Below are 25,433 nucleotides of genomic sequence, written 5' to 3' on the forward strand. Positions count from 1 at the left end.
CTCCTGTCGTTAGCGCTTCGCCGAGAGGATTCACATGACTACAGCAGCTGCGGCCGGGACCTGGAAGCTGGGCGACGTCACGGTCAACCGGATGGGCTTCGGCGCCATGCGGATCACTGCGAACCCGGATCGCTCGGTCGCGATCGCCGTACTGCGTCGTGCTCTTGAGCTCGGCGTGGATCACATCGACACGGCTGCGTTCTACGCGTCGCCGGGTGGGACGCTGCAAGTGGGCGAGGGCGAGAAGCGGTACGCGAGCGAGTTGATCCGCGAGGCGTTGGCGCCGTACCCCGATGGTTTGACGATCACCACGAAGGTCGGGCCGGGTGAGGATCCGGAGCGCGGGTTCTACAACGCCACGACGGCCGGGGAGTTGCGGGAGCAGGTGGAGACGAACCTGCGGCAGCTCGGCGTCGACAGCCTCGACGTGGTGAACCTGCGGATCATGAAGAAGCCCGGCGAGGACTCGATCACCGAACGCTTCGGCTGGCTCGCGGAGTTGCGTGACGAGGGCCTGATCCGGCAGCTCGGCGTCTCGAACGTGCGGATCGACCACATCGAGGAGGCGCTCGCGATCGCGCCGGTGGTCTGCGTACAGAACAGCTACGCCGTCGACCAGCGCCGCGACGAGGACGCGTTGATCAGCTTCTGCGCGGACCACGGGATCGCGTACGTCCCGTTCTTCGCGATCGCCGGCTCGTCCCGCGAGGGTGGCGCAACCACCGATCATTCAGCAGCCGTCGAGGCGATCGCCACCGCCCACTCGCTCACCCCACAACAGGTCCGCCTCGCCTGGACCCTCAACCACTCCCCCAACATCCTCGCCATCCCCGGCACCGGCAACCCAACCCACCTAGAACAAAACATCACCGCCGCAGCCCTGACCCTCACCCCCGAAGAACTCGCCACCCTGGACTGATCAGGTCAGCTGATTGCGGCTTGGATGGCTGGGACGATTTCTTCGGACCAGCGGATTACTTGGGTTTCGTAGGGTTCGGCGCCGCGGGGGAAGAGGGTGAAGCCGGCGGCGTTGTGGGTGAGGACGGCGTCGGTGAGTTCTTCGATCCATTGGGCTGGGGAGCCGCCGATCCAGCGGCCGTCTTCGTCGCGGGTACGGCGAAGTGGTGTGGCGGTGATCGATCCCGGGAAGTTGTAGATGGTCGCGATGTCGGAAGGCTTGCGGCCGACCGCGAGCGCGGCGTCGTCGATGATCGGGCGGGATCGGCGGTAGCGGTCGCTCAGCCAGTCGGCGGCGCGGCCGGGGATCCAGCCGTCGGCTTGCCGGCCGGTCGCGGCGAGCGACTTCGGGCCGTTCGAACCCGTCCAGATCAACGGCGCGGGTACGGCGGCAGGCCGGAGCTCGCCGATCGGATAGTGCTTGGTCGGAGCCGGGCGGCCGCCGTCGGACATCGAGTGGACCAGCTGCATCGCTTCCTCGAAGGCCTCGACCTGCTCGGCCGGACGCTGCTCCGGAACGCCCATCGTGGTGATCCGATCCATCGCTCCCCCGGCGCCGAGTCCGAGGATGAACCGCCCACCGGACAACGCGGACAGCGAGGATGTGGTCCGGGCCAGCAAAGGGGCCGGGCGCAACGGCAGGTTGGTCACGTTGACGAACGCGGACAGTCGCTCGGTCCGGCCGAGAAGGAACCCAACCCCGGCGTACCCCTCGAGCAGGTCGGCGACGTACGGGTGATCGGACAGGCTGACGTGGTCGAGCCCGGCCTCGTCGGCCCGTTGGGCCAGCCGCAGGATCGTGGGTACGTCGCGGATCTGGTCCGGTGAGCCGTAGCCGAATTTCACCGTCATCGGAGCCTCCTCAAGTAGTTCGATGTCCTAACTAGTAGTACCACGAACTGTTAGAACTACAAACTATTCGGCTACCGGACTACTATGTGAGACATGGCGACGACGACCGCACAGGATGAGGAGCTGGCCAGCGCCCTGGTCCAGACGATGCACCGGCTGCAGGACCTGCACGCCGAGAGCAGCCGGCCGCTCGGGCTCACCCCGCAACAGGCCCACCTGCTGTGCGTTCTCCTCGGCGGACCACTCGGGATGACCGAGCTCAGCCGGGTCCTGAGCATCGAGCGCTCCAGCCTGACCAGCATGGTCGATCGCCTCGAACGTCGCGACCTGGTCGCCCGCACCGCCAACCCCACTGACCGCCGCGCCTGCCACATCGAGCTCACCACAGACGGCAAGTCCCTGGCCCACGACGTCCACAACGCCGTCGTCGCCCGCATCGAAACCCTCACCGCGGACCTCTCGGCCAGCACCCGCAAGACCCTCATGACCGCCCTGCAGTCGATCCTCGCCCAGGCCTGAGGTACGCCGACCTGGGCGACGTGGATCGGCTGGTCAGTCGCGGCGCGGGCGCCGCAGAGTAAACGCCTCGAACTCGCGGAGGTCGCCGCCGGGGCCGAGTACGTCGTAATAGGTGACGGCGATCGAAGTCTGACCGCCGGGGTGACCGGGGTCGACGGTGAACCTCGCGAAGCCGTACGGGTAGGCGGCGTTGCGCGAGGCGGACCAGGGCGCAGGCTCCGTCACGTAGACGGGCGGGCGCTTGCCGGTCGTGGGATCGGGCGTGCCGACCGACGTGATCACACGGCAGGCCGGCGGATTGAACAGGACTCCGTTCGAGCCCACCGACGTACCGCCGCCGCCGATGACCATGTGGACCGTGCCCTTCGTCGTGTCCACGACATCGGTCCGGGTGGCGGTCGGGATCGGGGTCAGCGTCTGATTGGGCTGCTGGCCGCGGATCGGGTGCGAGCGCTCGTAGTGGTGCTCGTGTCCACAGACCACGAGGTCGACGCCGTACTTGTCGAACAACGGGACCCACTCCTGCCGGATGCCGAGGTCGGCGCCGTTGGCCTGGTCGGCGCTGCTGACCACGACCTGGTGCATGCAGACCACGATCCAGTCGATGTCGTGGTTGGTACGCGTCGCCTTGAGTTCCTTCTCCAGCCAGGCTTTCTGCGCACCTTCGGAGTACCCGCGGACGTAGCTGTTGCCGCCGTCCTGGTAGCAGATGTCGTCGTTCGCCAGGCTGATCACGCGCACCGAGCCGACCGTGAACGCGTACCAGAGTCCGCGCGTCACGTCGGTCTGACCGGCTTGGCGGGGCAGGGCGAAGTACGTCTGGTACGCCTCGTAGCCGATCGGGCCGTTGCCGAGTTCGTTCTCGTGGTTGCCTGCGGACGGCATCCACGGGCGGTTGCGGGCGCTGCGGGTGTTGTTCTCCCAGAAGTCGTTCCAGGTCCGAACCCGGTCGTCGGCCAGGTTGGCGTAGCAGAGGTCTCCGTTGAACAGGTGGAACAACGGGCGGACCCGCTCCACCCCGGCGGTGACGTCGCCCGCGGCCGGCGAGCCGAGGTTGTCGTTCACGAACGGCGGGTTCGGGATCGTCACGCCGGCCGGCGGCACGTACCGCTTGCCCAGGGTCGGCGTGCCCTGGTCGCCGAAGCTGGTGAAGGTGAACTTCGCGCGGCCCTTCGGAGCGGTGTGGAAGGTGCCGAACTCGGCCTCAGCCCCATCGTGTACGGCGCCGTACACGTAGTCGGTGTTGGGACGCAGCCGACCGGCGCGAGCGTGGTAGACGTACACGATCTGCCCGGACTTGGCGTCGGTGTAGTTCGTGCCGACCGCGGTCACGGTCCGCTCGAAGTCCCCGTCCGGTCCACCGAGCAGTACGCGCGGCCGTCGTACCGGCTGGCGAGTGTGCCAAGAGACGATCACCTCCGTCGCCGGGTCGACGCCGAACTGCAGATGCAGCCCGCCGACCCGAGGCGTCGTGACCGGATCGGCGGCAGCTGCCGTCTGCAGGACCGGAGCGGCCTGAGCGGGCGCCGCTGTCGTCAGCAGCGACCCGCCGGCAACCACCGTGGCAGACGCGAGAAATCCACGCCTTGAGAAGTGCGACTCGAACAATTCTTCGTCATCGATCACACCCTCACGCTGAGCGCCCCAGATGAATCCGGGGCCAATTCACTACCGCCTGCCGCCAAACTCCCAGGGATGCACCTCGGCATCCGCAACCTCGATCAGCTTCGCGGCTGCCGCTGCATCAGGAGCCTCGACCAAGGCGGCGCGGCCGATGTGCGTGTCTCCGTCGAGCAGGTCGCCGTACACGATGAGGTGGTCGGAGCTGAGTGGCCGCGAGGCGTCCTTAGTGAGGACGAGGTAGCGGCCGTAGCCCTCGACCGTGGTGGTGAACTCCCACATCGTGCGGCCGGTGTGGTTGTCGAAGCGGTACAGCTCGATCGTCTCGAACGCGCCGCCGAGGTAGTACGGCTCCTTATAGACAAAGGCGTTCAACGCCTCCGAGTCCGGGAGGTCGACGATGTGCAGGCTGCCGGTCGACTCCTCCCGGTCCTCGGTGAGCGTCGGACCGCGGGCGATCAGCTCCTCGGCGTACCGGTCCATGAAGGCCCAGTGCTCCTCGGTCAGCTCGCCCTTCAGCTCGCCGATGCCGGCCCGATCCCGGCCGTAGACGAAGTACTGCGTCACTTGGCGGCGAGGTGCAGACGGAGGATGGTGTCGTAGTCGACGACCTCCACGCCGGCGGCGGGCACGACGGTCTCCTGGGACGGGACGATCAGCAGCTTGCGCGGCTCGTTCACGTCGACGTCGTACTTCGTCTTGACCTGGGACCGGTTCTCCTCGGTGGCGAAGTACTCGGCGTACTGCGTGAGGTCGGCCGCGCTCTCGCTGACCGGGATCCGGAAGACGCGACGGCGCTTCTTGCCGTTGACCACGTCGACGACCGGGAGCTCGAGCCGGCCGATGATGTGGCTGCCGTCCGCGCGCTCCAGGATGAAGTCAGGGTGCAGCTCGTCGAGCGAGGGCTGCCGGATCAGCCGGGTCGCGCCGAACGCGGACAGCAGGATGGTCTCGTTCGCGTCCAGGAACTGATCGACGGTCGCGTCCTGCAGACCGTGCGCGAGGTACGTGCTCTCGAACGCCTCGGCCTTCAGCTCGGCCGCATCGATCGGCAGGCTGAGCGTGCCGACCGGGTCGAGGTGCGGGCGGGAGTTGATGTAGTTCCGCAGGAAGTCGAGGTACTTGTCGGCCGGCTCCGAGCGGTGGATCGCCAGCGCGAAGAACACCCAGTGCGGCCGCAGCGAGTCGCCGGCCGTCTGCACGAGCAGCGTCCGGTCGAAGGTCGAGTAGTTGCCGGGCGCGAACCGGAGCAGCTCGTCTGCCGGGCCGACCACCTCGTTCCCCAGCATCTTCACGGCGCTCGGGAACCGCTCGTCCAGCGCCCGCCGACCGGCCTGGGTCGCGATCGTCGCGTCGCTGAACCAGTTCTGTCCTTCGAGGTTCGCCACCACGGTGCCGCCGTCGCCGAGTCCGAAGTACTCCTCGACGCTGCCCAGCTTCTGCCGGCGTACTTCGAGGCTCCGGTACTCACGGCTCAGTCCGACGAGCTCGAGGATGTTCCAGTCCGGGGTCTCGGTCAGCACCATCATCCGCGGGAACAGCATCGGCCCCGGCAGCTCGGTCCGGTGGCTCACCGGCAGGTGCTCGCTCACACCCTTGAGGTGCTCGCCCCAGAACTGCCCGTTCACCTTCACGAACTCAGTCGGTTTCATCGTTCTCCTCGCTCAGACACGCCAACACAACCAACAACCCCTGCCTGAGCTGACCCTATTCCCCGCTAGCGGAGAGCGATCAGCGCGTCCGTGCTTCTGATCAGGACCAGGTTGCCGGCGACAGTCGCGCCGAAGCCGCAGTTGATCGAGCTGTCCAGCTGACGGTAGACGACGGGGCCGTCGCCGACAGCGGCCAGCCGGCAGCCACGCGGGCCGTTCCCCATCAGAATCACCCGGCCGTCCGACGTCACGGCGTCCTCCCGCTGGTACGGCATCTCGACCGAGGTCGTCTCCACCGTCTGACCGGTGCCGGCGTCAACCGCGCGTACGACGGTGTGCGACTGGGACTGCGCCTGACTCGGGCAACTGATCAGCGCGACCCGGTTGCCGGCCGGCTCGACCCGGACCGGGCAGCCCCACTCGGCCGGAATCTCCGAGCGCCACTTCTCCTCACCGGAGTGCGGATCGATGCCGACGAGCCGCCCCGACTGGATTGCGACGAACAGGCCGCCGGCCGCGACCTCTTCGGTCATCACGGCATCCTTGGTCCAGAGCTTCTTCCCGTTCTCCAGATTGAGGCCGACAAGTTGACTGGGCTCGTTACCGCAGCTGTGGCCGAGCTCGACGACGGCAACGTCCGCGGTGCCGGTCGCACTGATGCCGGTGCAGCGACCAGGCTCGTACTTCCAGCGATTGGAGCCGTCGGTGTTCGTCCCGTACAGCTTGTCGGACCCTTTGCTGACCGTCTTGCCGGTGACGAGCGGGTCGTTGTCCTGGATGTCGTAGTCCCGGGTGCCGCTCGGCCAGGCGGCCGTGCGCTTCCCGGTGTCGGCGTCGAGGACGAGGTAGCCGAGATCGTCGTACGACAGGAGCACCTGCCGGCCGCCGTTCAGCGGGTAGAGATGCGGCGAGTCGTCGGTGTCGGAGCGCAGGTAACGCCAGCGGGACTTGCCGGTCGCGGGGTCGAGCATCTCGACCGCGCCGCGTCCGCGGGCGACCGCGATCCCGTCGGCGGTCATCACGACCTGCTGCACGCTGAGCCCGCCCGGGTTGCTCCACAGCGGCTCGCCGGTCAGCTCCGACCGTACGTCGAGATTGGCCGGCTGATGCTGGTCTTCCAGGTACTCGTTCGCGCCGACCAGGTAGGCGCGCTCGGCGGGGTCGATGACGAGGAAGAGCGCGAGGACGACCACGACGAACGCTCCGAGACCAGCGAGCCGCTGGCCGCGGTTCCGGCTGCCGTTCGGGGTGAACCTGGTGGCCGCGAAGGCCGCCGTACCGGCCACGATGAGCAGGATGGACAGGATCATCAGCAGCGGGACGCGCCGGCCGACTCCGGAGGCGCCGTTGGTGTCCGGGGTGCTCAGCCAGACGAACAGCACCCCGATGACGCCGACCGCGACCGGGATGGCCGCCACTATCCGGGCGTTGCGACGGACGGCCCAAGACACACCGATGACCGAGGCGAGCGCGGCGAGCATCAGCAGGACGGCGGGCCAAACCGAGTCTCCGCTGTACTCCGGAACGCGCCACGGCTGACGGATCGCGCTGACCCCCGCCACGAACGCGACCAACGCAGTCAGCACCGCGGTGACCGCGAGCCCCGCCCGCTGCCAGCCGCGCCACGGGTGCGGCGTCATACCGTCGAGAGTGGCCAGCTCATCTGTCAGATGTGCGCGCGCTGTCTCCTCGTACCGGTCGTGGGCGAGCTGCGTGCGATAGATCCGGTCCGATGCCAGCAACGCCTCGACCTGCTGACGCCGACCCCGTACGTCGTACTGCGAGTCCCGCCGTACCTCGGACGCGTGGGTCACGTACCGCGGATCCGCGTAGACCGAGTTGAGCGCATCCAGCAGAACCTCGCCGTTGGCGTCCTCCGGATCGGTCAGCCGGACGAGTCGCGCGACCTCGGCGGTCTGCACCGGGTTCACGCCGTACTTCGGCAGCAGCTCCTCCGCCAGCCGCGCCGACGCCTCGGCATCCTCCGCCGCCGTACTCCCCTTGTCGTGCGCGGCCCGATGGAACCAGGCAGCCAACCGCACGGCCTCCGGGTCCGTGCACAGCTGCTCCAACGAGTCGAGGGCCGTCAGCACACCGATGAGATACCGATCCCGATACGCGACCCGCTTCCCGCCGTACCGCCGGACGAGCTCATCAGCCAGCTCGCCTGCATCCGGTACGACGTCGTCCCACAACTCCCGTAGTCCAGCCACCCGCAGATCCTGACAGACCCTCGGGCCGTCGCCGGTTACTTTGGGGTGATCACCGGTTGCTTTGGCGTGATCACCGTTTGCTTTGGCGTGAGCGGTAGCCGTCGCGGATGAGGTCCAGCATGGCGTCGAGGCCGGCCGGGGTACGACCGGTCAGCGCGATCCCGTTGGCCAGTGCGAGCAGCTCCGTCACGGTCAGCTCAGGCCGGACAGCACCGGCCTCCTGGGCGCGGTCGAGCAGGCGTTCGGCCGCGGTCCGCATGGTGCTGTGCCACTCGTCGAAGCGGCTGCCGCGGGCTTCGTCGGGGATGGCCAGCGCGAGGTCGGTTTTGGTGGCGACGTGGTGCACGAACGCGCGAAGCCAATCGGTGAACGCCTGGCCAGGCTCGGTGTGATCCATCAACCGACGGCTGAGCTCGTCCAGCTCGACGACCTCCTCGGCGTACACGGCGACGAGCAGATCGGCCCGCGTCGCGAAGTGCCGGTACAAGGTGGCGTTGGCGATCTCAGCGGTCTTGGCGACCTCGTCCAGGGGCACGTCGGTACCGCGCTCGTCGAACAGTCGCCTGGCGGCACCGAGGATCGCGCCACGGTTGCGCTCGGCATCGACGCGGCGCGATCGCGTGCGGCTGACTGGCTGGCTTTCCGGGGACATCCCCGTTATCGTAGCAAGCCTAAACGGGGATCTCCCCGGAAAGGATCGATAGTCGTGCTCACAGCTGAAGACCGCTGGGCGATCGGCGAGACGATCTCCCTGCACGGACACCTGTTCGACGAAGGACAACTCGACAAACTGGACACCCTGTTCACCGCCGACGTCGTCTACGACGTCAGCGATCTGGGGTACGACGTTCTGGTCGGGATCGATGCGGTTCGCGATGCCGCGCTGGCACTCGGTGCCAACAATCCGCTCGCGCACATCGTCACCAACATCGTCATTACCGATGCCGAGGGCAACGACACCGCCGTCGTACGGTCCAAGGGCCTTGCCATCAAGACCGATCACACCTGCGGCACGGCGACGTACGTCGACACCGTCCGCCGGCAGCCGGACGGCTGGCGGATCAGTCACCGCAGGATCCTCGCCCGCCGCGAACCACTCGGCGGCCTCCCGGCCAGTCGTGGTCAGTAGGTCAGATCGTGGACGTTTACGCGGACCGTCTAGGTTAGGGTCGGCTAACTTGTCGATCGTTGCGGAGGCTGCGTGCAGAGGTTCCTTGCCGGCTGGGTGATGGTGAGCACGGAGTCCGGCCGCCTGCTGGATCACCCGGACGAGTTGGCCGTCGACCTGGCCGAGGTACGGCACGACGGCAACGGCGTCTACACGATCACCACCAGCACCAACGAACAACTCCGCCTGATCAAACGCGTCGGCCCGCTGCGCCCCGGCGTCACACTCGAGTACTCCGTCAGTCCGGCAGACAACGCAGTCGGTCCGGACGACCTTCCGGCCGCCGGCCCCGCGTACGACCGTGTCCCGACCGTCGAGCTGACGCTCTCGGAGCGGCTGGCGGACGACGAGATCGGCCCGGCGCTCGCTCGGGTCCTGGCCGAGTCGACCGCCGCCCGCGCACCGGACGGCGACCGGGTTTTCAGCCCCGGCGGTACGCCGGACCTCGACGTCGTACAGCGGCCCGCGGATGCGGGTCTTCGCGCCGAACTCCGCCAACGCGGCCGGCTCCCCGGCCAGGCGGCGCGGATCCGGGCCCTCGCTCTCACCATGGGTGTCGCCGACGGACAGCCGAACGCCGAACTGCTCCGCACGCTACTCACCGAGGAGGAGCGTCAGATCCTCGACCGCGCCGCCAACGGCGAGCGCCCGCTGGAGGACCGCGTCGACCGAGCCGGATACCTCGCGAAGGCCCTCGGCGGCTCCGGCGTCTCCTCGGTCGTGATCGGCACAGCCGCGGCGGCCTTCACCGGCAATCCACTCGTCGGCATCGGCATCGCCGTACCGACGATTGTGAACGCGACCGTCGGCTCGGCCGCCGAGCGGCAGTTGGACGGGCAGAAGGCGTCCGGCCGGAAACCGGCGTACAACGCCGAGCGCAAGCAGCGCGAGTACGACCATCCGGGTCTGCTCGGGCTTCTCGACGGCGCTGAGCGGACCCGTCCGCAGGCGGTGAAGATGCCGCGGGCAACGGCTTGGCGCAACTATCTGGTCCGGTACATCAAGCCGACGCTGGCCACGGCCGCCGTCGCGGGCGCGCTCACGCCGTTCGGCGTACCGGCGTTGTCGTCGGCCATGGTGATCGCGTCGTCTGCGCTGGCCAAGTCCCTCGCGGAACGACTGGTCGACACGAAGAAGCTGGAGTTCCGGCTGCGCCGGATCGACGCCACCGAGCGGCTGCGGCTGTCCGATCCCGAGCTGTACGTCAACCAACTGGCGACCGAGTTCTCCGAGCTGCGGGCGCGGCTCGACCGCGTGGTTGCCAGCCTCGATCCGGGGGCGCGACCAGCTGTGCCGGCGGTTCCTGCGGACGTCCCGGGGTCGCCGCCGTACCAGGTCGGACTCGCCGCGCAGCTGATCGAGAACGTCTCGGGCTCCGCGCGCCGCGCGCTCCTCGGCGGCAAGTCCGCATCCGCAGACCCGACAGCGTTGCAGAGCCTCCTGAGTGCGGCTGGTCCGGGCGTGCTCGGCGCCGTGACGGGCGCGATGGGCGACAAGTACTTCCTGAACCGCGACGAGGTCGCCCGGGATGCCTCCAAGCAGTGGTCGCGCCGCCACCAGGAGGCCGCCCAGGCAGCCGCGCTCGACGGGATCCTGGGGCCGCGACTACGCGGTTTCCGCGACCTCGTCGACCGGCTGGAGGAACTGACCGGCGTACCTCCGGACCTGTCCACCCGCGCCGCCGACCGCGGTCTGCCCGTGGTCACCAGCCCACCCGACCAGTCCGCCCGCGCTGCCGACCGAGGTCTGCCGGTCGTAACCAGCCCGCCGGCCGTGCCGCGTCCGCCGGCACGAGCACGGTGGTCGGCGTACGCCGTTCAGGCCGCGGCGGGCTCGCTCGGCGGAGTGGCCGCCGCGGTCGGGCTCGACCAGGTCTTCGACATCCCCGATCTGTCGATCGTCCTGACCGCTGCGGGTGCGGCGGGGTCGATGACCGCGACACCGGTCGCGCGCTACACGTTCCGCAGTCGCGAACTCCGGGTCCACGAGGGCCTGGAGACGAACAAGGCGGTCCGGGCAGTCAACCAGTCCGAACTGATCGAGCAACGGGCAATCATCCGCTACTTGATGACGCAGCTGTCGATGCGGGCCGACGCGATCATCCGCGACGCCTCGCCGCGCCCGGTGGTGGAGCTGCCGTCATCGGCCTACACCGACCACGTCCGAGCCGCCGTACGCCGGGCCGAACTCGACAACGTGCCGACGCGTCAGCCGGAGACCTCCGCCGACACGGACGCCCGGTTCGTTCGAGTGCAGGCACTCGAACAAGTCGACCACTGCGCGGCCGAGATCGATCGCCTGACCGCACTGGACGGCCCCAGCACGTCGTCGCCCGCGACCGCGCCGGACGGCTCACGCACCTCGTCGCCCACGACCGCACCGGACGGCTCACGCACCTCGTCGCCCGCGACCGCACTAGACGGCTCCAGCACGTCGTCGCCCGCGACCGCGCCGCACGGCTCGCGCACCTCGTCGCTCACGACTGCACGCGACAAGGTGCGGTTCGCGATCGAGCGCTACGAATCGATTGCCGACAGCAACGGTCTGCGACGGGCGTTCCCGGACCTCGGCGCGGTCGACCCGGCCGACGGGCGGCCTGTCGTCGGCGGGACGACGGATCAGGTCCGCGCCGGCGTCGACCAGGCGGTACGCCGATTGGTCGCGGAACCAAGCGGGAAGCCTCTCCTCGCCGAACGACTGATCACACTTGAGCAGCTGTCACGCGCCGCGGACGCCGTCGACCACCATGCGATCCACGGAACGGACGAGTCGCGGGCGTACGTGCAGAACCAGTTCGACCAGACCTTGGCCGAGGCGGCCCGCCTGTGGCAAGAGGCCGGCGTACCGAACGGCCTCGTCCTCCCCGCCGTCGGTGTCGCTCCTTCGGCCGAGCCCGCCGTCAACGAAGACGAGAAGCTCCGCCAGATGGTCGACCGGCTACTGGGCAGTGCCCCTCGCCCGGAAGGTGGCCCCGGCGTCCGCCGTACGGAAGGTTGCTCGACTGCCCGTCGTACCGAAGGCGGCCCCGCTGCCCGCCGTACCGAAGACGGCAGCCGCGGCCGGTGAGCGCGTTAGGTTTCTCCGCATGAATGACGTCGTCGTAGTCCAGATGTCAGGACCGCCGGGAGCCGGCAAGACAACCATCGCCCGCGAACTCGTCCGCCACCGCCGCCTGGTCGCGATCGACCGCGACGTCGTACTAAGCGCAATGCTGGACAGCGACCCAGAACCCGACGGCACCCTGACCTTCGCCCGCATCGCCAGCTACAACGTGGTCAAGGCAATGGCCGACGGCGTCCTGACACAAGGCCTAGGCGTCATCATCGACAGCCCCTGCTTCTACGACGAACTACTGACAGCCGGCCAGGCACTAGCAGCCAAACACGGCGTCCCGTACCGCTACATCGAGTGCGTCACCGAGGACATCAGCCTCCTCGACACCCGCCTCCGCTCCCGCCCCACCCTCCGCAGCCAACGCCCCTCCGTCGAGGCACCCCCAGTCGACCTAACCCCCGACCCCGAAAACTCCGGCACCGCCCTCTTCACCGACTGGATCGCCAAGTCAAAGCGCCCACCCACCTACCTCCCCCTAGACACCACCAAGCCCGTAGCCGACTGCGTAACCGAGGCCCTGGCATTCCTCGACGCATAGACAACAGAAGAGCCTCTGGTCTGCGTTTCCGCAGGTCAGAGGCTCTTTTCTTGCGTGTGGCGGGTGCAGGGTTCGAACCTGCGTAGGCATACGCCGACAGATTTACAGTCTGCTCCCTTTGGCCGCTCGGGCAACCCGCCAGGGTGCTGCTGGTTCGTGAACCGGCGTGGGAGACGATACAACAGAGGGTGCCCCTGACAGCAAATCGGAAAGGAACTGCCCATGGCTTCGGAGTCCTCCTTCGACATCGTGAACAAGGTCGATCACCAGGAGGTGGACAACGCCGTGAACCAGGCGGCGAAGGAGATCAGCCAGCGGTTCGACTTCAAGAACGTCGACGCCGGGATCAAGTGGTCCGGTGAGGCGGTCGACATGCAGGCGAACACCGAGGAGCGGGTGAACGCCGTCCTCGACGTGTTCAAGGACAAGCTGGTCAAGCGGCAGATCTCGCTCAAGGGACTCGACGCGGACGAGCCGAAGCTGTCCGGGAAGATCTACAAGATCACCGCGACGATCGACGCCGGCATCACCCAGGAGAACGCGAAGAAGCTGTCCAAGCTGATCCGCGACGAAGGCCCGAAGGGTGTCAAGGCGCAGATCCAGGGCGAGGAGCTCCGCGTCTCCAGCAAGAGCCGTGACGACCTGCAGTCCGTCCAGGCGCTGATCAAGGGCCAGGACCTCGACTTCGCCGTCCAGTTCGTCAACTACCGCTGACGCGGTGGGGAGGATTTCGGCCCGATTCGGGTGGGAGATCCTCCCCAGCCCGGGTAATCGGGTCGCTTGGCGCGGGATCGGCGGGCAAGGTGGGGCGCGTGGGTGACACGTTGTTGCGGAAGTGGTTGCTGGCGGACTTCGGGCTCGAGGTGGTGGAGCTCACACCGGTGGCGTACGGCGCTGACGTCGCGGCGCAGGTGTGGAGAGCCAGTACGACGACCAACACGTACGCGATCAAGTGGAGCGGTGCCGGGACGAACACGGGTCATCAGGTGGCGGCGTTCCTGGCGGACAGCGGGCTGCCCGGCGTACCGGAGCTGATCCGAACCACCGAGGGCGGGCTGTGGAGCTTCCACGCGAAGAAGCGGCTGACGATCACGCCGTGGATCGACGGAGTGCGAGCGGCCCAGACCGGGCTGACGGACGAGCAGTGGTGGGAGTACGGCGTACTGCTGAGGCGGGTGCATGACTCGGAGCCGCCGCAGCGGTTGCGGGACGCGTTGCCGAAGCACAGTCATATCGACGCGCGTACGCCGGCGTTGGCCGAGGAGGTACGGACGCGACTCGAGAGGCCGGGCGGGGAGGTCGAGGACGAACTGGCGGCGGTGTGGAAGCAGTACGACCACATCATCACCGACCTGCTCAGAGCCCGTCCGCCGGCGCCGACCGGGCCGCGCGTCGTCTGTCACGGCGATCCCCATCTGGGCAACGTCCTCGTCGACGACCGGCTCCACCTGATCGACTGGGACGACGTGATCTACGCGCCGCGCGAGCAGGACCTGATGTTCATGCTCGGCGGCATGGGCGACCTCGGTCCCACCACGTCCGCCCAGCTGGAGGCATTCCTCGAGGGCTACGGCCCGCACCCCATCGACCAGGACGCCATTCACTACTACCGCCACGTCAGAGCGTTCGAAGACGTCATCGGCTGGTCCCACCAAGCCATCACCGGCCCCGAAGAGCCCTACGCCCTCCAAGTAACCAAAGGCATCCTCACCAAGGGCCTCGCTGCCCTGGCTGTCCAGTAGGTCAACAACTCTGATTGGTCGGCGCGGGCGGAGGTTCTGCAGCTCGACAGGAGGTATCGGCCAAACTGACCTGATCGGACGTGCCGCTGAGCGTGGACCTGGCCGTGATGGACGGACACCTCCTGTCGAGCTGCAGATCCGGTGGCGGAGACCGGGCGACTAGGCGTGGCGCAGCCAGATGTTGGGTTCGCGATAGATGCCGGTGTCGGCTGCGCGGTCGATCTCGAGTGTGGTCAGCCCGTCCGGGATTGTGTACGTACCCGTTGAGGGGAAGGACATCTTGGTCCACTTCTCCCAGTCCTCGACGGTGCCGGTCATGGTCTGAGACGCCGGAGCCGGCGCGAGAAGAGTGGCGCCTAGCCGGACGTGGGTCCGCAGCCACGGGTCGAGCGGAAGGCCGTCGGGCCGGGTCCAGGTCATAAAGGTCTCGATGGGAGTCAGCGGGTAGCTCGACTTCAGGGTCGGCCGGACGGGAGCGATCACCTGACCGAGCCCACCGGCTACCGCCCGATCGCGGACGGCAGTGATGACTCGACTCGCGTGCCCCTGGCCCTGCTCGTCGGAGCGTACGGCGGCAGCCATCAGCACGAAGGTGTTCGGTACGACGCCCTTCTCGTACGACGTCACCGACCGCGCCAACGTGTCCGTGAACCCACCGGGCAGATCAGCCACCGTCCCGTCCCACGCGATCGGCACACCCCAGCACCCGCCGATCAGCCGTTCGTCCGACGTGACGAGGTAGAACTCCCAGTCCGCGAAGTACTCCACCCGCCGCTCCCGGTACGGCGTGACGCCCTCGTCGTGGAAGATGAACTCCGGCCACTCCTCGACGAATCGCCGCTCGGCCTCTTCGTCGTACTGCGGACCGCTGGCCGCCGGAATCAGTTCATACATGCCGACGACGCTAGCCCGCCGACCCGACCCCGGCCACCGCATTACGAACGGCGCGCGGCGAGGCACCCAACTCGCGCCGACAGGTCTTGTTGAACGCCTGCAGATCGGGGATGCCCACCGAGGCCGCGACCGCTGGGATGGACAAGGTCGACGCCACGAGGAGGTGGCGGGCCCGATTCATCCGGCGGGTCCGGATGTAGGCGATGACCGTCTGCCCGGTCTCGGTCTGGAAGAGCCGAGTCAGGTGATTGTGGGAGACGTTGGCCAGGCGAGCCAGCGCCGGGATGGTCAGCGGCTGGGCGAGGTTCGCCTCGATGTAGGCGATGGCGGTGGCGACCGCGGGATGGCCGGAGTCGCCCTCCGTGGTCTCGGAGAGGTCGGCGATCCGCCACAGCGCGGTCCACACCTCCGAGGTCGTCCGCGACGAACCCGACGGCGACGCCTCGAGGGCCGACCGGAGCAGCGCCGACACCAGCGGCGCGGCCGCCCCGGCGTCCTGTACGACGGGCAGGTACGTCGGCTCGCCCGTCGCGACGGGCCGGAAGTGGGCATAGAGGTGCTCGGAGCGACCACGGTAGTCGAACTGGACCTGCGTCCCGGCCGGCGTCAACGAGACGTAGCCGGGGGCGACGGAGTACGTCGTACCCAGCAAGGTGAGCTCGGCCGAGTAGTTGTACAGGTGCAACTGCCACAGGTCCGGCAACCGGAAGACATCGCGCAGTCTGCGGACCCCGTGGATGCCGGCGCCGACGTTCACCACCTCCGGCGGTTGCGTCAGGTGCAATTCGAGCATGGTGAGAAATTACCACCAGTGGTGATCACATCCCACGCGAACCAACGGCAATCGTCCTTAGCCTGGAGGAGTAGTGACCACTACCCCACCATGGGAGTCTTCATGCCCCATCCGCATCGCAAGCACCTGCTCACCTCGGTACAGATGGCGCATTTCGTCGCCACCGGCGCGCTCCGGATGGACGCCGTCGTACCGGACGAGATGAACCAGCAGGCGATCGAGGTCCTGAACGCCGGCATTCCGGCCGTCCCGTACGGCACCCCGCTGTCGGAGGCGTTCGTGGACAGCGAGTTCGTCCAGCGGCTGGTGCAGTTGCCGGAGGTCGCCGGCGCGATCCACAGCCTGGTCGGTCCCGAGCCGACCGTCGACCACCACGCGGTCCACATCCGCAGGGCGCACGAGGGCGAGGCGCAGAACCTGCACGGTGACGCGATCATCGACGTCCGCACCGACGCGTTCGACGTACAACTCATGTACTACCCGCAGGACGTGACGCTCGAGATGGGCGGCACGCTCAGCGTTCCCGGTAGCCACCTGCGCCGGACCAACGAGTCCGACACCGGCCGCTACCAGAACCTGCTCGGCCAGACCCGCCTGGTCTGCCCGGCCGGCACCGTCCAACTGCTCCACCACGGCATCTGGCACGGCGGCCGGAAGAACGACAGCGACCTCGATCGCTACATGTTCAAGATCCGGTTCAACCCGACCGTCCGCCAGGTCCGGCTCTGGAACACCGACGATCTGTACGACGAGCAGGTCGCGGCCGAGCTCGAGCAGAACTTCCCCTGGTACGAGAACGCCACCGGCCGGCTCGAGCGGTACAACCGGATCATGATGTGGCGCGCCATCAGCGGTGACGACACCTACGACCCGAACTACTGGGTCACCCGCGTCACGAACCGCCCGCAGCGCGTCGTGGCCGACCGCGCCAAGAACCCGCACGCCGGTGCCCAAAAGAAGGAGATGGCATGACCGCCACTGCAGAGACGAGCCAGGTGACGGGCCTTCGTCAGCAGGTGCTGGTGCTCTACCTGGCCTCTTCGGCGCTCGACGCCCGCGTGGTCGGCTGGTCGACGTACGACGGGACCGGCGAGACGCATCCGACCACGGGTGACAGCGACGAGCCGCCGTACAAGACCGGGCTGGACGCGCTCAAGGACGGCTGGCGGCTGTTCCAGGCCGCCCAGCTGAACCCGCCGTACCCGGGGCACGAGTACGACGTGTCGTTCCTGAAGCACGAGTTCTTCTTCGAGAAGCTCGTCTGACGGTCGAGGGCCCCGGGGCGCACCGGGGCCCTCACCTCATACCGGGAGGATGCAGACCGGCTTCGGCCAGCTGACGGGGTCACCCTCCTGGGTGAGACGGCCGTCGTCGATGCTGAACGTCGCGATCTGGTCGGACTGCTCGTTGGCGGCGTACAGCCGGGTCCCATCGTTGCTGAAGGCAAGGTGTCGCGGCCAGACGCCACCGGACCCGATGGTCTGCACCAGCTCGACGGACAGCCCGTCGGCCGCGGTCGCGAAGACCGCGATCGTGTTGTCGCCGCGGTTCGACCCGTACAGGAACCCTCCGTCGGCGGAGATCAGCAGCTCGGCCGGGAAGTTCTCCCCCGGCGAGTCGGCCGGCCGGGTCGAGACGGTCTGCACGACCTGCAGCTTCCCGTCGGCGTAGCTGCAGACGGTCAGCGTCGAGTCGAGCTCGTTGATCACGTACGCCGCGCCCGCGGTCGGGTGGAACACGATGTGCCGCGGACCCGCACCCGGGTGGACGCTCAGCCGGTCGACCTCCTCCAGCTTTCCGTCCGCGGTCAACGTGGACGAGTAGACGGCGTCGGACCCGAGGTCGATGTCGAACACGTACGCACCGGCCGGGTCGAACGCGATCTGGTGCGAGTGCGGCCCTTCCTGACGGTCCGCATTCGGACCCGTCCCGGCGCGCTGGAGGAAGTACGCCGACTCGCCGAGCGAACCGTTCTCGTTGATCGGGTGCACAGCGACCGACCCCGACGTGTAGTTGGCCGACAACAGAAACCGGCCGGACGGGTCGATGTCCAGGTGGCACGGGTGCATGCCGCCGGTCGACTGCTGGTTGAGCAGCTCGAGCCCGCCCTCCGGCTGGATCGCGAACGCCGCGACCTGGCCCTCGTCCTCCTCGTTGGTGGCGTAGAGGAACCGCCCGTCCGCAGACCTGACCAGGAACGACGGATCGGCGATCGTCGCCACCGTGGCAATCCCGTCCAGTGGCCCGAACGCGATCCCGTCCCCGCCACCGGCCTGACTGGTGTAGCTCCCGACATAGATCCGCTCAGAAGTCATGACCCATACCCTGCCAGGTCAATGGCTTACAGGCATCCCACGGTCCAAACCGTAGAGCGCCGACCCCCAGCCGAGGTCCGGGACCAGGACCTGCCATCCCAACCGACGGTACAGACGCGGTGCCGGACGGTCGTCGATCCAGGTCGTGAGTAGCGCCTTGCGGTTCGGGAGGTCGCGCATCAGCTCCTCCATCAGCGCAGTACCGAGGCCGTTGCCCTGTGCCTCCACCTGGACCGCCAGCTCGACGACCTCGAAGTGCCCACCGATCCACTCCGCCGCCAGCTCCGGGCTGATCGCGTTCGCGACCCGGTCCGACCACCACTGCCCACGCTGCCCGGTGAACCCGTACGCGAACCCGACAACGGTCCCCTCCGACCGAGCGGCGACCAGCTTGAAGCCATCGCGGTCGGCGTGAGTCGGGAGCTGTTCGGTGGCGAAACGGTCTCCGTCGGGCTCCTCGTCGTACCCGAAGGCCGAGACGAACACTTCGGCGAGCTCGGGTGCGATGGCGAGAGCCGCATTTCGGTCGAGGACGTCGATCACCTCGCCTAGCCTAAGACCCATGGATACGACGGCGTTCCTGCAGCGGATCGGGTTTGACGGGTACGACGGTCCGCCGCGGCTGGAGGCGTTGACCCGGTTGCACGAGGCCTTCGTCGACCAGGTGCCGTACGAGACCGTGCAGTACCAGCTCACCCCGGGCGGACCGCTCGAGCCGGAGGACGCGGCGAAGCGGATCATCGCGCGAGAGGCCGGCGGGTACTGCTTCCAGCTGAACGGGACCTTCGCGCTACTCCTGACCGAGCTCGGGTATCGCGTGGAGATGCACCGCGGCGGCGTACAGACGCTCAGCCGCCCCGGCGACATCGACGGCAGCCACATGGTCCTCACGGTCAGCGGGCTGATCGAGGACCCGGACCGCGTCTGGCTGGTCGATGCCGGTCTCGGCGACGGCCTGCGTCAGCCGATGCCGCTCGAGGCTGGCGTGTCGGAGCAGTACCCGTTCACGCTGCGCCTGCGACCCTCCGAGAAGACTGACGGCTGGCGGCTCGACCACGATCCGCGCGCGAACCTGATCGGTATGGACTTCGAGTCAGCCGTAGTCGGCCTCGACGCCTTCGCCGCCCAGCACGCCTACCTGTCCGCCGATCCGACTTCGCCGTTCGTCCGTGTCGCCTCAGCGTTCCGCCGTACGCCGAAGTCGATCGTCGTACTGCGGTCCGTCGGCCTGAGTGAAACCTTCGCCGATCGGGTCGACAACACCCTGCTCGAAAACCCGACCGACTACTTCACCGCGCTTGCCGACGTGTTCAGGCTTCCGCTCCCCCACTACACCCAGTCCGACCGCGACCAGCTTTGGCGCCGGGTCTGGTCGCAGTACGAGGACTTCTTGGCGCGGACTACTTCGTGAAGCGGACGATGACTGTGTCGCCTTCGGCGTAGGTCAGGGTGGCGATGTGGAGTGGGCCGCCTTGGCTGCTCCAGCTGACCGCGGCGATGCCGCCAGCCACACCCCCGGCGCTGCCACCGCCGCTTCGGCTGACGTCGGTGCCGTTGCGGCTCAAGGCGATGTACCCGTGGGAGTCGGTGAGCTTGAGTTTGCCGGCCGCCACCGTCGCCGCGAACTTGTCCCCGCTGAGGTTGAGGGCGGCCTTGTTGCGGATCAGCACCTCACAGATGCCGTCGACGCAGGCCTTGTAGTTCTGCCCGTCCTTCGCAGTAGGCGCCTGGGTCGAGGGCTGCAGCGGTGACGGCGGTTGGGGCGTGCCCAGCGTAGGAGACGGCGTGATCATCGGCGAGCCGACCGGGCTGCCGGTTGGGCTCGCGCCCTTCAGCGTGCCGGGGTTCCCGCCGGCGCTGTCGTCGGAATTGCCGCAGCCGACCAGGGTCACCAGGGCCGCAGCCACAACAAGTCCTCGTCCGATCACCCGACACACGCTAGCCATCAGCAGCAGACCTCCGCCTCGCGATGGCCGGAACCTGTCAGGTCCCCAGAGCGAACAGGACGCTCGGAAGGACCGAGAGAACAGCGGCGACCGCGGCGAAGAGCGAGATCATCGTGACGGCCGGGGTCTCGATATCCACCGAGAACGGGTCGTCCGCGGGGAGACGGAAAAGCTCAGCCACCCAGCGCAGGTAGACGGCCAGGCCGATCATCACATTGAGCGCCATCACGATCGCCAGCCAACCCAGGTGCGCGTCGATGACGGCCTGGAACGCGGCGAACTTGGTGAACAGCCCCGCAAGCCCCGGTGGCAGTCCAGCCAAGACAACAAGGAAGAAGATCAGTGCCGCCGCGAGACCGGGCTCCGAGCGGACCATCCCGCGGTAGTCGGTCAGGAGACCGGCAGGCCGGTGACGTTGGACAACGGCGACCGCCCCGAAGGCTCCCAGCGTGACCACGACGTACGCCGCCAAGTACCCGACAACCGCCTGGGCATCGCCGACCGCCAACGGTGCGAGCAAGAACCCGACCTGGCCGATCGACGACCAGGCGAGCAGCCGGACCGCCTCGACCTGACGCAGCGCGGCCAGGTTGCCGACCGTCATGGTCACGGCCGCCAGGATCGCGACCACAATCCGCAGGTGCGAGCCGTCCGGCGCGATCCCAGTCGTCACCAGCACAAGCAGCCCGGCGACTCCCGCCGACTTCGACACCACTGCGAGGAACGTGGTGACCTCGACCGGCGCACCGACGTACGTATCCGGCAGCCATCCGTGGAACGGCACCGCCGCGATCTTGAACGCGAACCCGACGATCACGAACAGCCCGGCCGCGAACGCCACTCGCGCGAGGTCAGGGTCGAGTCCGCTCAACCGGTTCGCGACCGTCGTCAGGTACAGCGAGCCAGTCACGCCGTACAGGTACGAGATCCCGAACAGCATCACCGCGGTCGACAGCACCGACACCAGGAACGCCTTCATCGCGCCCTCGGACCCCCGCCGGTCCCGCCGCAGCCCGACCATCGCGAAGCTCGGCAGCGACACCACCTCGAGCGCGATCACCAGCGTCGCAAGATCCCGGGCACCGGCCAGCACGGTCGCACCCGTCAACGCGCTCAGCAGCAGGAAGTGATACTCGCCGATCGGCACATCCGCCGCCAGCAAGCGGTACGACGACAAGCCGACGACCCCGAGCCCGCCGATCAGCAGGACCGCCCACAACCCAGCCGTCAACGGCTCGAACACGAAACTGCACTCCGCCGGCCCTTCGACCGCCGGCCGGCAGAACGCGGGTTTGAAGCCACCCCGCTGAGCCCACACGAACACGAGCCCGAACAAGATCACCGCACTGGTCAGCAACGTGACGACGGTATGCCGGAGCTCCGCCGACGCGCTCTTCCAGAAACTGTCGATCAGCAACACCGCCACCGCGCCAATCGCCAGCACCAGCGGTACGGCAATCGCCTGCCAGTCAGTCCACGTGAGTGTCATCAGACCACCCACCACTCGTTCAGCAGCGTGAACGGCCAGAGACCAAGCACCACTGTGAGCAGCACCAACGGCGCGAAGGTGACCAGCTCGATCCGGCTCAGGTCGACTGCGAAGGCGGTCGCCGGATACTCAGCCGGATCACCCTGGCAGAGGTCGCGGATCAGTCTGAGGAAGTACGCGGCCGTCAGTACGGCGCCAAGACCGGCGATCGCCATCAGCACGATGAACGTTGACCGAGGCAACCAGTCGGCCGGGTGATAGGCACCGAGCAGGATCAGCATCTCGCCCCAGAACCCAGCCAACCCCGGCAGCCCGAGGGACGCGAGACACGCGTACGTCAGCAGCCCGCTGATCCGCGGCAGCCGGGCGTAGAGCGCGCGACCGATCGTCCGCAGGTCGCTGGTGTCGTGCCGGTCCTTGATCGCCCCGGCCAGGAAGAACAGCAGGCCGGTGATGATGCCGTGGGCAAGGTTCGCGTACAACGCGCCGTTCAGACCCTCCGGCGACATCGTTGCGATGCCGAGCCCGATGAATCCCATGTGCCCGACGCTCGAGTAAGCGATCAGCCGTTTCACGTCGGTCTGCGCCAAACAGGCCAGCGATCCCGCGATGATCGCGACCACCGAGAAGCCGGCCAGGTACGGCGCGATAGTGGCCGTCGCGTCCGGCAGCACGGGCAGCAGGATGCGGATCATCCCGTAGCTACCGAGCTTCAGCAGCACTCCCGCCAGCAGCACCGAACCGACCGTCGGCGCCTTCGCATGCGCGTCGGGCAACCAGATGTGCAGCGGCCACAGCGGCATCTTCACCGCAAGCCCGACAGCGATCAGTACCGCAGCGGCCAGCGGAATCCCGTGCCCACCCTTGAGCGGATGCTGCCCCAGGAACGCCAGATCGAAGGTCCCGGTCTGCCGATGGATCAGCAGGAATCCAAGCAGCATCAACGCCGACCCGAACACCGTCATCAGCACGAACGTGGTCGCCGCACGCCGCCGCCCGGCCCGGTCGTGGTCATCGCCCCAGATGTCGATCACGAGCCACATCGGGATCAGCACGACCTCGAAGAACACGAAGAACAACACCAGATCGGCGGCGGCGAAGGTGCCGATCACGCCGGTCTCGATCACCAGCAGCAAGGCGATCAGCGAGCGGACCCGGCCGATGCGCGGCGTGATCTTCAGCGAGTACACACAGCAGACGAAGACCAGCAGCGTCGTCAACGTGATCAGCGGCATCGAGATGCCGTCGATCGCCAAGTGGAAACGGACGTCCAGCGACGGAATCCAGGACACGTCGATGTCCACCAACGGCGACAGCTTGCCAGGCAGAGTCCGCGGAAGCGGACCGAAAGTGGACGTGCCCACGAAGGTGCACGGACAGTGCAACCGGCCCATGTCCCACCAAAGGACCACCGAGCCGACCAGCAAGAGCCCGGACACGATCGAACCAACGATCGCCGCCACCCGCTCCCCCGTGACCACGGGCAGCGCCCACAGGACCACGGCGGTCAGCGCCGGAATCGCCACCAAGGCGATCAGCAGCGATTGGCTCACGAGCCGATCACCCCCGCCAGGATCGCGAGCGCGACCACACCGACCACAGCCGCGGTCAGGTACGTCTGCACGTTGCCCGTCTGCAGCTTCCGGAACCCGGCCGACGCCAGCACACCGGTCCGCCCAGCCGCGCGAACATACGCGCCGATCACGTCACGATCCCCGCCGACCACCAGCTTGGCCAGCCACCGGACCGGCACGACGAACAGTCGCTGGTACGCCGGATCCACGCCGTACTCATGCTCCAGCAGCGCGGGTCGTGGATCGGCGCCGCGGTGCCACAGCGAGTACGCCGGGAGCGCGCCGAGGATCGCGAGCACAGTCGTGATCAGCGCGATCGCCCAGTTGAGGTGCACGCCGTCGGTGTAGCCCAACCCGGCGGCGCCGACCGTTAGCAGGATCATCGGCGCGAGCATCAGCCACGAACCCTCATGCAGCTTGCGGGCGTCGGGTTCCTCGAGATCGGCCATCGGGTCGTCGTCCTCAAAGGCGCCGACCGCGCCGGCCAACGCCGGCGTACGGAAGAAGATCCACAGCCACAGGCGAACGCAGTAGAACGCCGTCATCGATGCGGTCACGCAGACCGAGACGAGCACGATCCAGCCGACCGTCGAACCGTCCCGAGCTGTCTCCCAGGCCGCTTCGACCACCGAGTCCTTGGAGAAGAAGCCCGCAAAACCTGGCACTCCGGCCAGCGCGGCAAGGCCGATCGTCATCGTCACGAACGTCACCGGCATCCGCTTCCGCAACGCGCCGCGGCGGGTGTACCGACGCAGTACGACGAAGGCCGCGCTACCGACCTGGTGCAGGAGGACACCGGCGCAGAGGAAGAGCAGACCCTTGAATGCCGCGTGGGTCATCAGGTGGAAGAGCGCCGCATGACGACCGTCATGCGTCCCCAGCGAGAGCCCGGCGAACATGATCGCCAACTGGCTCACGGTCGACCAGGCGAGCACGCGCTTCACTTCCACCGCCGCCATCGCGCAGGACGCCGCGAACAGCATCGTCACGCAGGCGACCACGGCCAGCACGGTGAGAGTGGTGTGCGCCTCGACGAACAGGTCGTACAGCCGGGCGATCAGGAAGACGCCGGCGGCAACCATCGTGGCCGCGTGGATCAGCGCACTGACCGGGCTCGGGCCAGGCATGGCGTCCGGGAGCCAGGTCTGCAGCGGCACCTGCGCGGACTTGCCGACCACGCCGACCAGCAGCAGGAGCGTGCCCGCGGTCAGGGTGTGCGGCTCCATCGGGCCGCTGCCGAGGTCAGAGATCCGGAAGGTGTGGTACCCGACGCCGAGCACGAAGATCCCGAACAGGAAGGGGATATCGGCGAGCCTGGTCATCAGGAACGCCTTCATCGCGCCGGCCCGGGCATCCCGGCGCTCCCAGTAATGACCGATCAGCAGGTACGAGCAGGCGCCCATCACCTCCCAGCCGATCAGCAGCAGGAACAGGTTGTCCGAGATGACCACGGTCACCATCGCCGCGGTGAACAGCGTCACGATCGCCGTGTACGACGCGATGCGCTCCCGGACGTACCCGATCGAGTAGACCTGGACGCACGTCGAGACGACACCGACGACGGCGAGCATCAGCACGGTCAGACCGTCGGTGCGGAACTCGTAGGCGAACCAGAAGTCCTCGCCGATCATCGCCCCGGCGGACGAGGTCTGCTGCGGATCCACACCGTACAAGAGCGCGGCGGCGAGGACGACGAGCAGGGAGAAGCCGACGCCGACCACGCGCCAGGCGGTGGCGATCATGATTCCACCAGGTCGCGGGCGGCGTCGGCGTCGACGTGGCCGTGACCGCGGAAGAGCAGCAGGACGATCGCCAGCCCGAGGCCGATCTCGGCCGCGGCCAGGGTGATCACGAAGACCGCCAGCGTCTGACCGGTGGCGAGGCCGTCGGCATGCCAGGCGTCGAACGCGACGAGGTTGAGGTTCACCGCGTTCAGCATCAGCTCGAAGGACATCAGCAGGGTGATCAGGTTGCGACGGGCAAGGACGCCGTACACACCGATGCAGAACAGCACGACCGCGAGTAGCAGCGGCAGGATCAACGGCAT

25 protein-coding genes and 1 tRNA gene are annotated in these 25,433 nt (G+C 67.9%); 10 read left to right on the forward strand and 16 right to left on the reverse strand.

Going from position 1 to position 25,433, the window contains the following annotated elements:
• Window positions 1-34: 34 nt before the first annotated feature.
• Window positions 35-919 carry an aldo/keto reductase gene (locus EV650_RS18675; RefSeq protein ID WP_134120330.1) on the forward strand — a complete coding sequence of 295 codons (885 nt, stop codon included), beginning with the start codon at window positions 35-37 and terminating at the stop codon, window positions 917-919.
• 5 nt (window positions 920-924) lie between these two features.
• Here EV650_RS18675 and EV650_RS18680 read toward each other — a convergent pair whose 3' ends face one another.
• On the reverse strand, window positions 925-1,809 hold the full coding sequence (locus EV650_RS18680) for an LLM class flavin-dependent oxidoreductase (RefSeq protein ID WP_134120331.1): 885 nt from the start codon (window positions 1,807-1,809) through the stop codon (window positions 925-927).
• Between the two features lie 93 nt (window positions 1,810-1,902).
• On the opposite strand from EV650_RS18680, the gene EV650_RS18685 reads away from it, so the two are divergent.
• Window positions 1,903-2,328, forward strand: coding sequence for a MarR family winged helix-turn-helix transcriptional regulator (locus EV650_RS18685; protein WP_134120332.1), 426 nt, complete (start codon window positions 1,903-1,905; stop codon window positions 2,326-2,328).
• Window positions 2,329-2,361: 33 nt separating this feature from the next.
• On the opposite strand, the gene EV650_RS18690 is transcribed toward EV650_RS18685, so the two are convergent.
• The 5 genes from EV650_RS18690 to EV650_RS18710 all read right to left on the reverse strand — a co-directional run bounded on the left by EV650_RS18690 (window position 2,362) and on the right by EV650_RS18710 (window position 8,465).
• A complete protein-coding gene (locus EV650_RS18690; protein WP_134120333.1) occupies window positions 2,362-3,954 on the reverse strand; it encodes a metallophosphoesterase in 1,593 nt (530 codons plus the stop codon).
• Window positions 3,955-3,996: 42 nt separating this feature from the next.
• Window positions 3,997-4,515, reverse strand: coding sequence for a YciI family protein (locus tag EV650_RS18695; RefSeq protein WP_134120334.1), 519 nt, complete (start codon window positions 4,513-4,515; stop codon window positions 3,997-3,999).
• Window positions 4,512-5,600, reverse strand: a complete 1,089-nt coding sequence (locus tag EV650_RS18700; protein ID WP_134120335.1) for a hypothetical protein — start codon at window positions 5,598-5,600, stop codon at window positions 4,512-4,514. Before EV650_RS18700 ends, EV650_RS18695 begins: the two co-directional genes overlap by 4 nt.
• A 65-nt stretch (window positions 5,601-5,665) precedes the next feature.
• Window positions 5,666-7,813: an outer membrane protein assembly factor BamB family protein gene (locus EV650_RS18705; RefSeq protein WP_134120336.1), complete on the reverse strand. Its 2,148-nt coding sequence runs from the start codon at window positions 7,811-7,813 to the stop codon at window positions 5,666-5,668.
• Window positions 7,814-7,883: 70 nt separating this feature from the next.
• Complete coding sequence (locus EV650_RS18710) at window positions 7,884-8,465, reverse strand: TetR/AcrR family transcriptional regulator (protein ID WP_134120337.1); 582 nt, start codon at window positions 8,463-8,465, stop codon at window positions 7,884-7,886.
• Between the two features lie 54 nt (window positions 8,466-8,519).
• Here EV650_RS18710 and EV650_RS18715 point away from each other — a divergent pair, with 54 nt between their 5' ends.
• The 3 genes from EV650_RS18715 to EV650_RS18725 all read left to right on the forward strand — a co-directional run bounded on the left by EV650_RS18715 (window position 8,520) and on the right by EV650_RS18725 (window position 12,633).
• The gene (locus tag EV650_RS18715; protein WP_202874755.1) at window positions 8,520-8,942 is read left to right on the forward strand and encodes a nuclear transport factor 2 family protein; all 423 of its coding nucleotides are present in this window, start codon (window positions 8,520-8,522) and stop codon (window positions 8,940-8,942) included.
• Window positions 8,943-9,014: 72 nt separating this feature from the next.
• Window positions 9,015-12,047, forward strand: coding sequence for a hypothetical protein (locus tag EV650_RS18720; protein ID WP_134120338.1), 3,033 nt, complete (start codon window positions 9,015-9,017; stop codon window positions 12,045-12,047).
• Window positions 12,048-12,066: 19 nt separating this feature from the next.
• Window positions 12,067-12,633: a P-loop nucleotide/nucleoside kinase family protein gene (locus EV650_RS18725; protein ID WP_134120339.1), complete on the forward strand. Its 567-nt coding sequence runs from the start codon at window positions 12,067-12,069 to the stop codon at window positions 12,631-12,633.
• A 57-nt stretch (window positions 12,634-12,690) separates the two neighbouring features.
• Here EV650_RS18725 and EV650_RS18730 read toward each other — a convergent pair.
• Window positions 12,691-12,773, reverse strand: a tRNA-Tyr gene (locus EV650_RS18730).
• A gap of 82 nt (window positions 12,774-12,855) precedes the next feature.
• Between EV650_RS18730 and EV650_RS18735 the strand changes: the two genes are divergently transcribed.
• The gene (locus tag EV650_RS18735) at window positions 12,856-13,347 is read left to right on the forward strand and encodes a YajQ family cyclic di-GMP-binding protein (protein WP_134120340.1); all 492 of its coding nucleotides are present in this window, start codon (window positions 12,856-12,858) and stop codon (window positions 13,345-13,347) included.
• 98 nt (window positions 13,348-13,445) lie between these two features.
• Window positions 13,446-14,375, forward strand: a complete 930-nt coding sequence (locus EV650_RS18740; RefSeq protein WP_166678212.1) for a phosphotransferase enzyme family protein — start codon at window positions 13,446-13,448, stop codon at window positions 14,373-14,375.
• A 159-nt stretch (window positions 14,376-14,534) separates the two neighbouring features.
• Here the strand turns inward: EV650_RS18740 and EV650_RS18745 are convergent, their stop codons facing one another.
• Window positions 14,535-15,269 (reverse strand): GNAT family N-acetyltransferase, encoded by a 735-nt coding sequence (locus EV650_RS18745; protein ID WP_134120342.1) that lies wholly within the window; start codon window positions 15,267-15,269, stop codon window positions 14,535-14,537.
• 10 nt (window positions 15,270-15,279) lie between these two features.
• Window positions 15,280-16,062: an AraC family transcriptional regulator gene (locus tag EV650_RS18750; RefSeq protein ID WP_134120343.1), complete on the reverse strand. Its 783-nt coding sequence runs from the start codon at window positions 16,060-16,062 to the stop codon at window positions 15,280-15,282.
• A gap of 102 nt (window positions 16,063-16,164) precedes the next feature.
• Between EV650_RS18750 and EV650_RS18755 the strand changes: the two genes are divergently transcribed.
• Both EV650_RS18755 and EV650_RS18760 read left to right on the forward strand, forming a co-directional pair.
• Entirely contained in the window at window positions 16,165-17,034 is an 870-nt protein-coding gene (locus EV650_RS18755; protein ID WP_202874757.1) for a phytanoyl-CoA dioxygenase family protein, read from the forward strand.
• Window positions 17,031-17,327: a hypothetical protein gene (locus EV650_RS18760; protein WP_134120344.1), complete on the forward strand. Its 297-nt coding sequence runs from the start codon at window positions 17,031-17,033 to the stop codon at window positions 17,325-17,327. Before EV650_RS18755 ends, EV650_RS18760 begins: the two co-directional genes overlap by 4 nt.
• 36 nt (window positions 17,328-17,363) lie before the next feature.
• Here EV650_RS18760 and EV650_RS18765 read toward each other — a convergent pair whose 3' ends face one another.
• Both EV650_RS18765 and EV650_RS18770 read right to left on the reverse strand, forming a co-directional pair.
• Window positions 17,364-18,377 carry a lactonase family protein gene (locus tag EV650_RS18765; protein WP_134120345.1) on the reverse strand — a complete coding sequence of 338 codons (1,014 nt, stop codon included), beginning with the start codon at window positions 18,375-18,377 and terminating at the stop codon, window positions 17,364-17,366.
• A gap of 18 nt (window positions 18,378-18,395) precedes the next feature.
• Entirely contained in the window at window positions 18,396-18,920 is a 525-nt protein-coding gene (locus tag EV650_RS18770) for a GNAT family N-acetyltransferase (RefSeq protein WP_166678213.1), read from the reverse strand.
• A gap of 19 nt (window positions 18,921-18,939) precedes the next feature.
• Between EV650_RS18770 and EV650_RS18775 the strand changes: the two genes are divergently transcribed.
• Window positions 18,940-19,788, forward strand: a complete 849-nt coding sequence (locus EV650_RS18775; RefSeq protein ID WP_166678214.1) for an arylamine N-acetyltransferase family protein — start codon at window positions 18,940-18,942, stop codon at window positions 19,786-19,788.
• Here EV650_RS18775 and EV650_RS18780 read toward each other — a convergent pair.
• The 5 genes from EV650_RS18780 to nuoK are packed head-to-tail and all read right to left on the reverse strand — an operon-like array spanning window position 19,778 to window position 25,433.
• Window positions 19,778-20,305: a hypothetical protein gene (locus tag EV650_RS18780; protein ID WP_134120348.1), complete on the reverse strand. Its 528-nt coding sequence runs from the start codon at window positions 20,303-20,305 to the stop codon at window positions 19,778-19,780. The genes EV650_RS18775 and EV650_RS18780 overlap by 11 nt on opposite strands.
• A 55-nt stretch (window positions 20,306-20,360) precedes the next feature.
• Complete coding sequence (locus EV650_RS18785; protein ID WP_134120349.1) at window positions 20,361-21,812, reverse strand: NADH-quinone oxidoreductase subunit N; 1,452 nt, start codon at window positions 21,810-21,812, stop codon at window positions 20,361-20,363.
• Window positions 21,812-23,365, reverse strand: a complete 1,554-nt coding sequence (locus EV650_RS18790) for a complex I subunit 4 family protein (RefSeq protein WP_134120350.1) — start codon at window positions 23,363-23,365, stop codon at window positions 21,812-21,814. The genes EV650_RS18785 and EV650_RS18790 overlap by 1 nt, the downstream gene beginning before the upstream one ends.
• Window positions 23,362-25,128, reverse strand: coding sequence for an NADH-quinone oxidoreductase subunit 5 family protein (locus EV650_RS18795; RefSeq protein WP_134120351.1), 1,767 nt, complete (start codon window positions 25,126-25,128; stop codon window positions 23,362-23,364). The genes EV650_RS18790 and EV650_RS18795 overlap by 4 nt, the downstream gene beginning before the upstream one ends.
• A complete protein-coding gene (gene nuoK, locus EV650_RS18800; RefSeq protein WP_134120352.1) occupies window positions 25,125-25,433 on the reverse strand; it encodes an NADH-quinone oxidoreductase subunit NuoK in 309 nt (102 codons plus the stop codon). Before nuoK ends, EV650_RS18795 begins: the two co-directional genes overlap by 4 nt.

This window comes from Kribbella kalugense (genome assembly GCF_004365875.1).
GTDB classification, from domain to species: Bacteria; Actinomycetota; Actinomycetes; order Propionibacteriales; family Kribbellaceae; genus Kribbella; species Kribbella kalugense.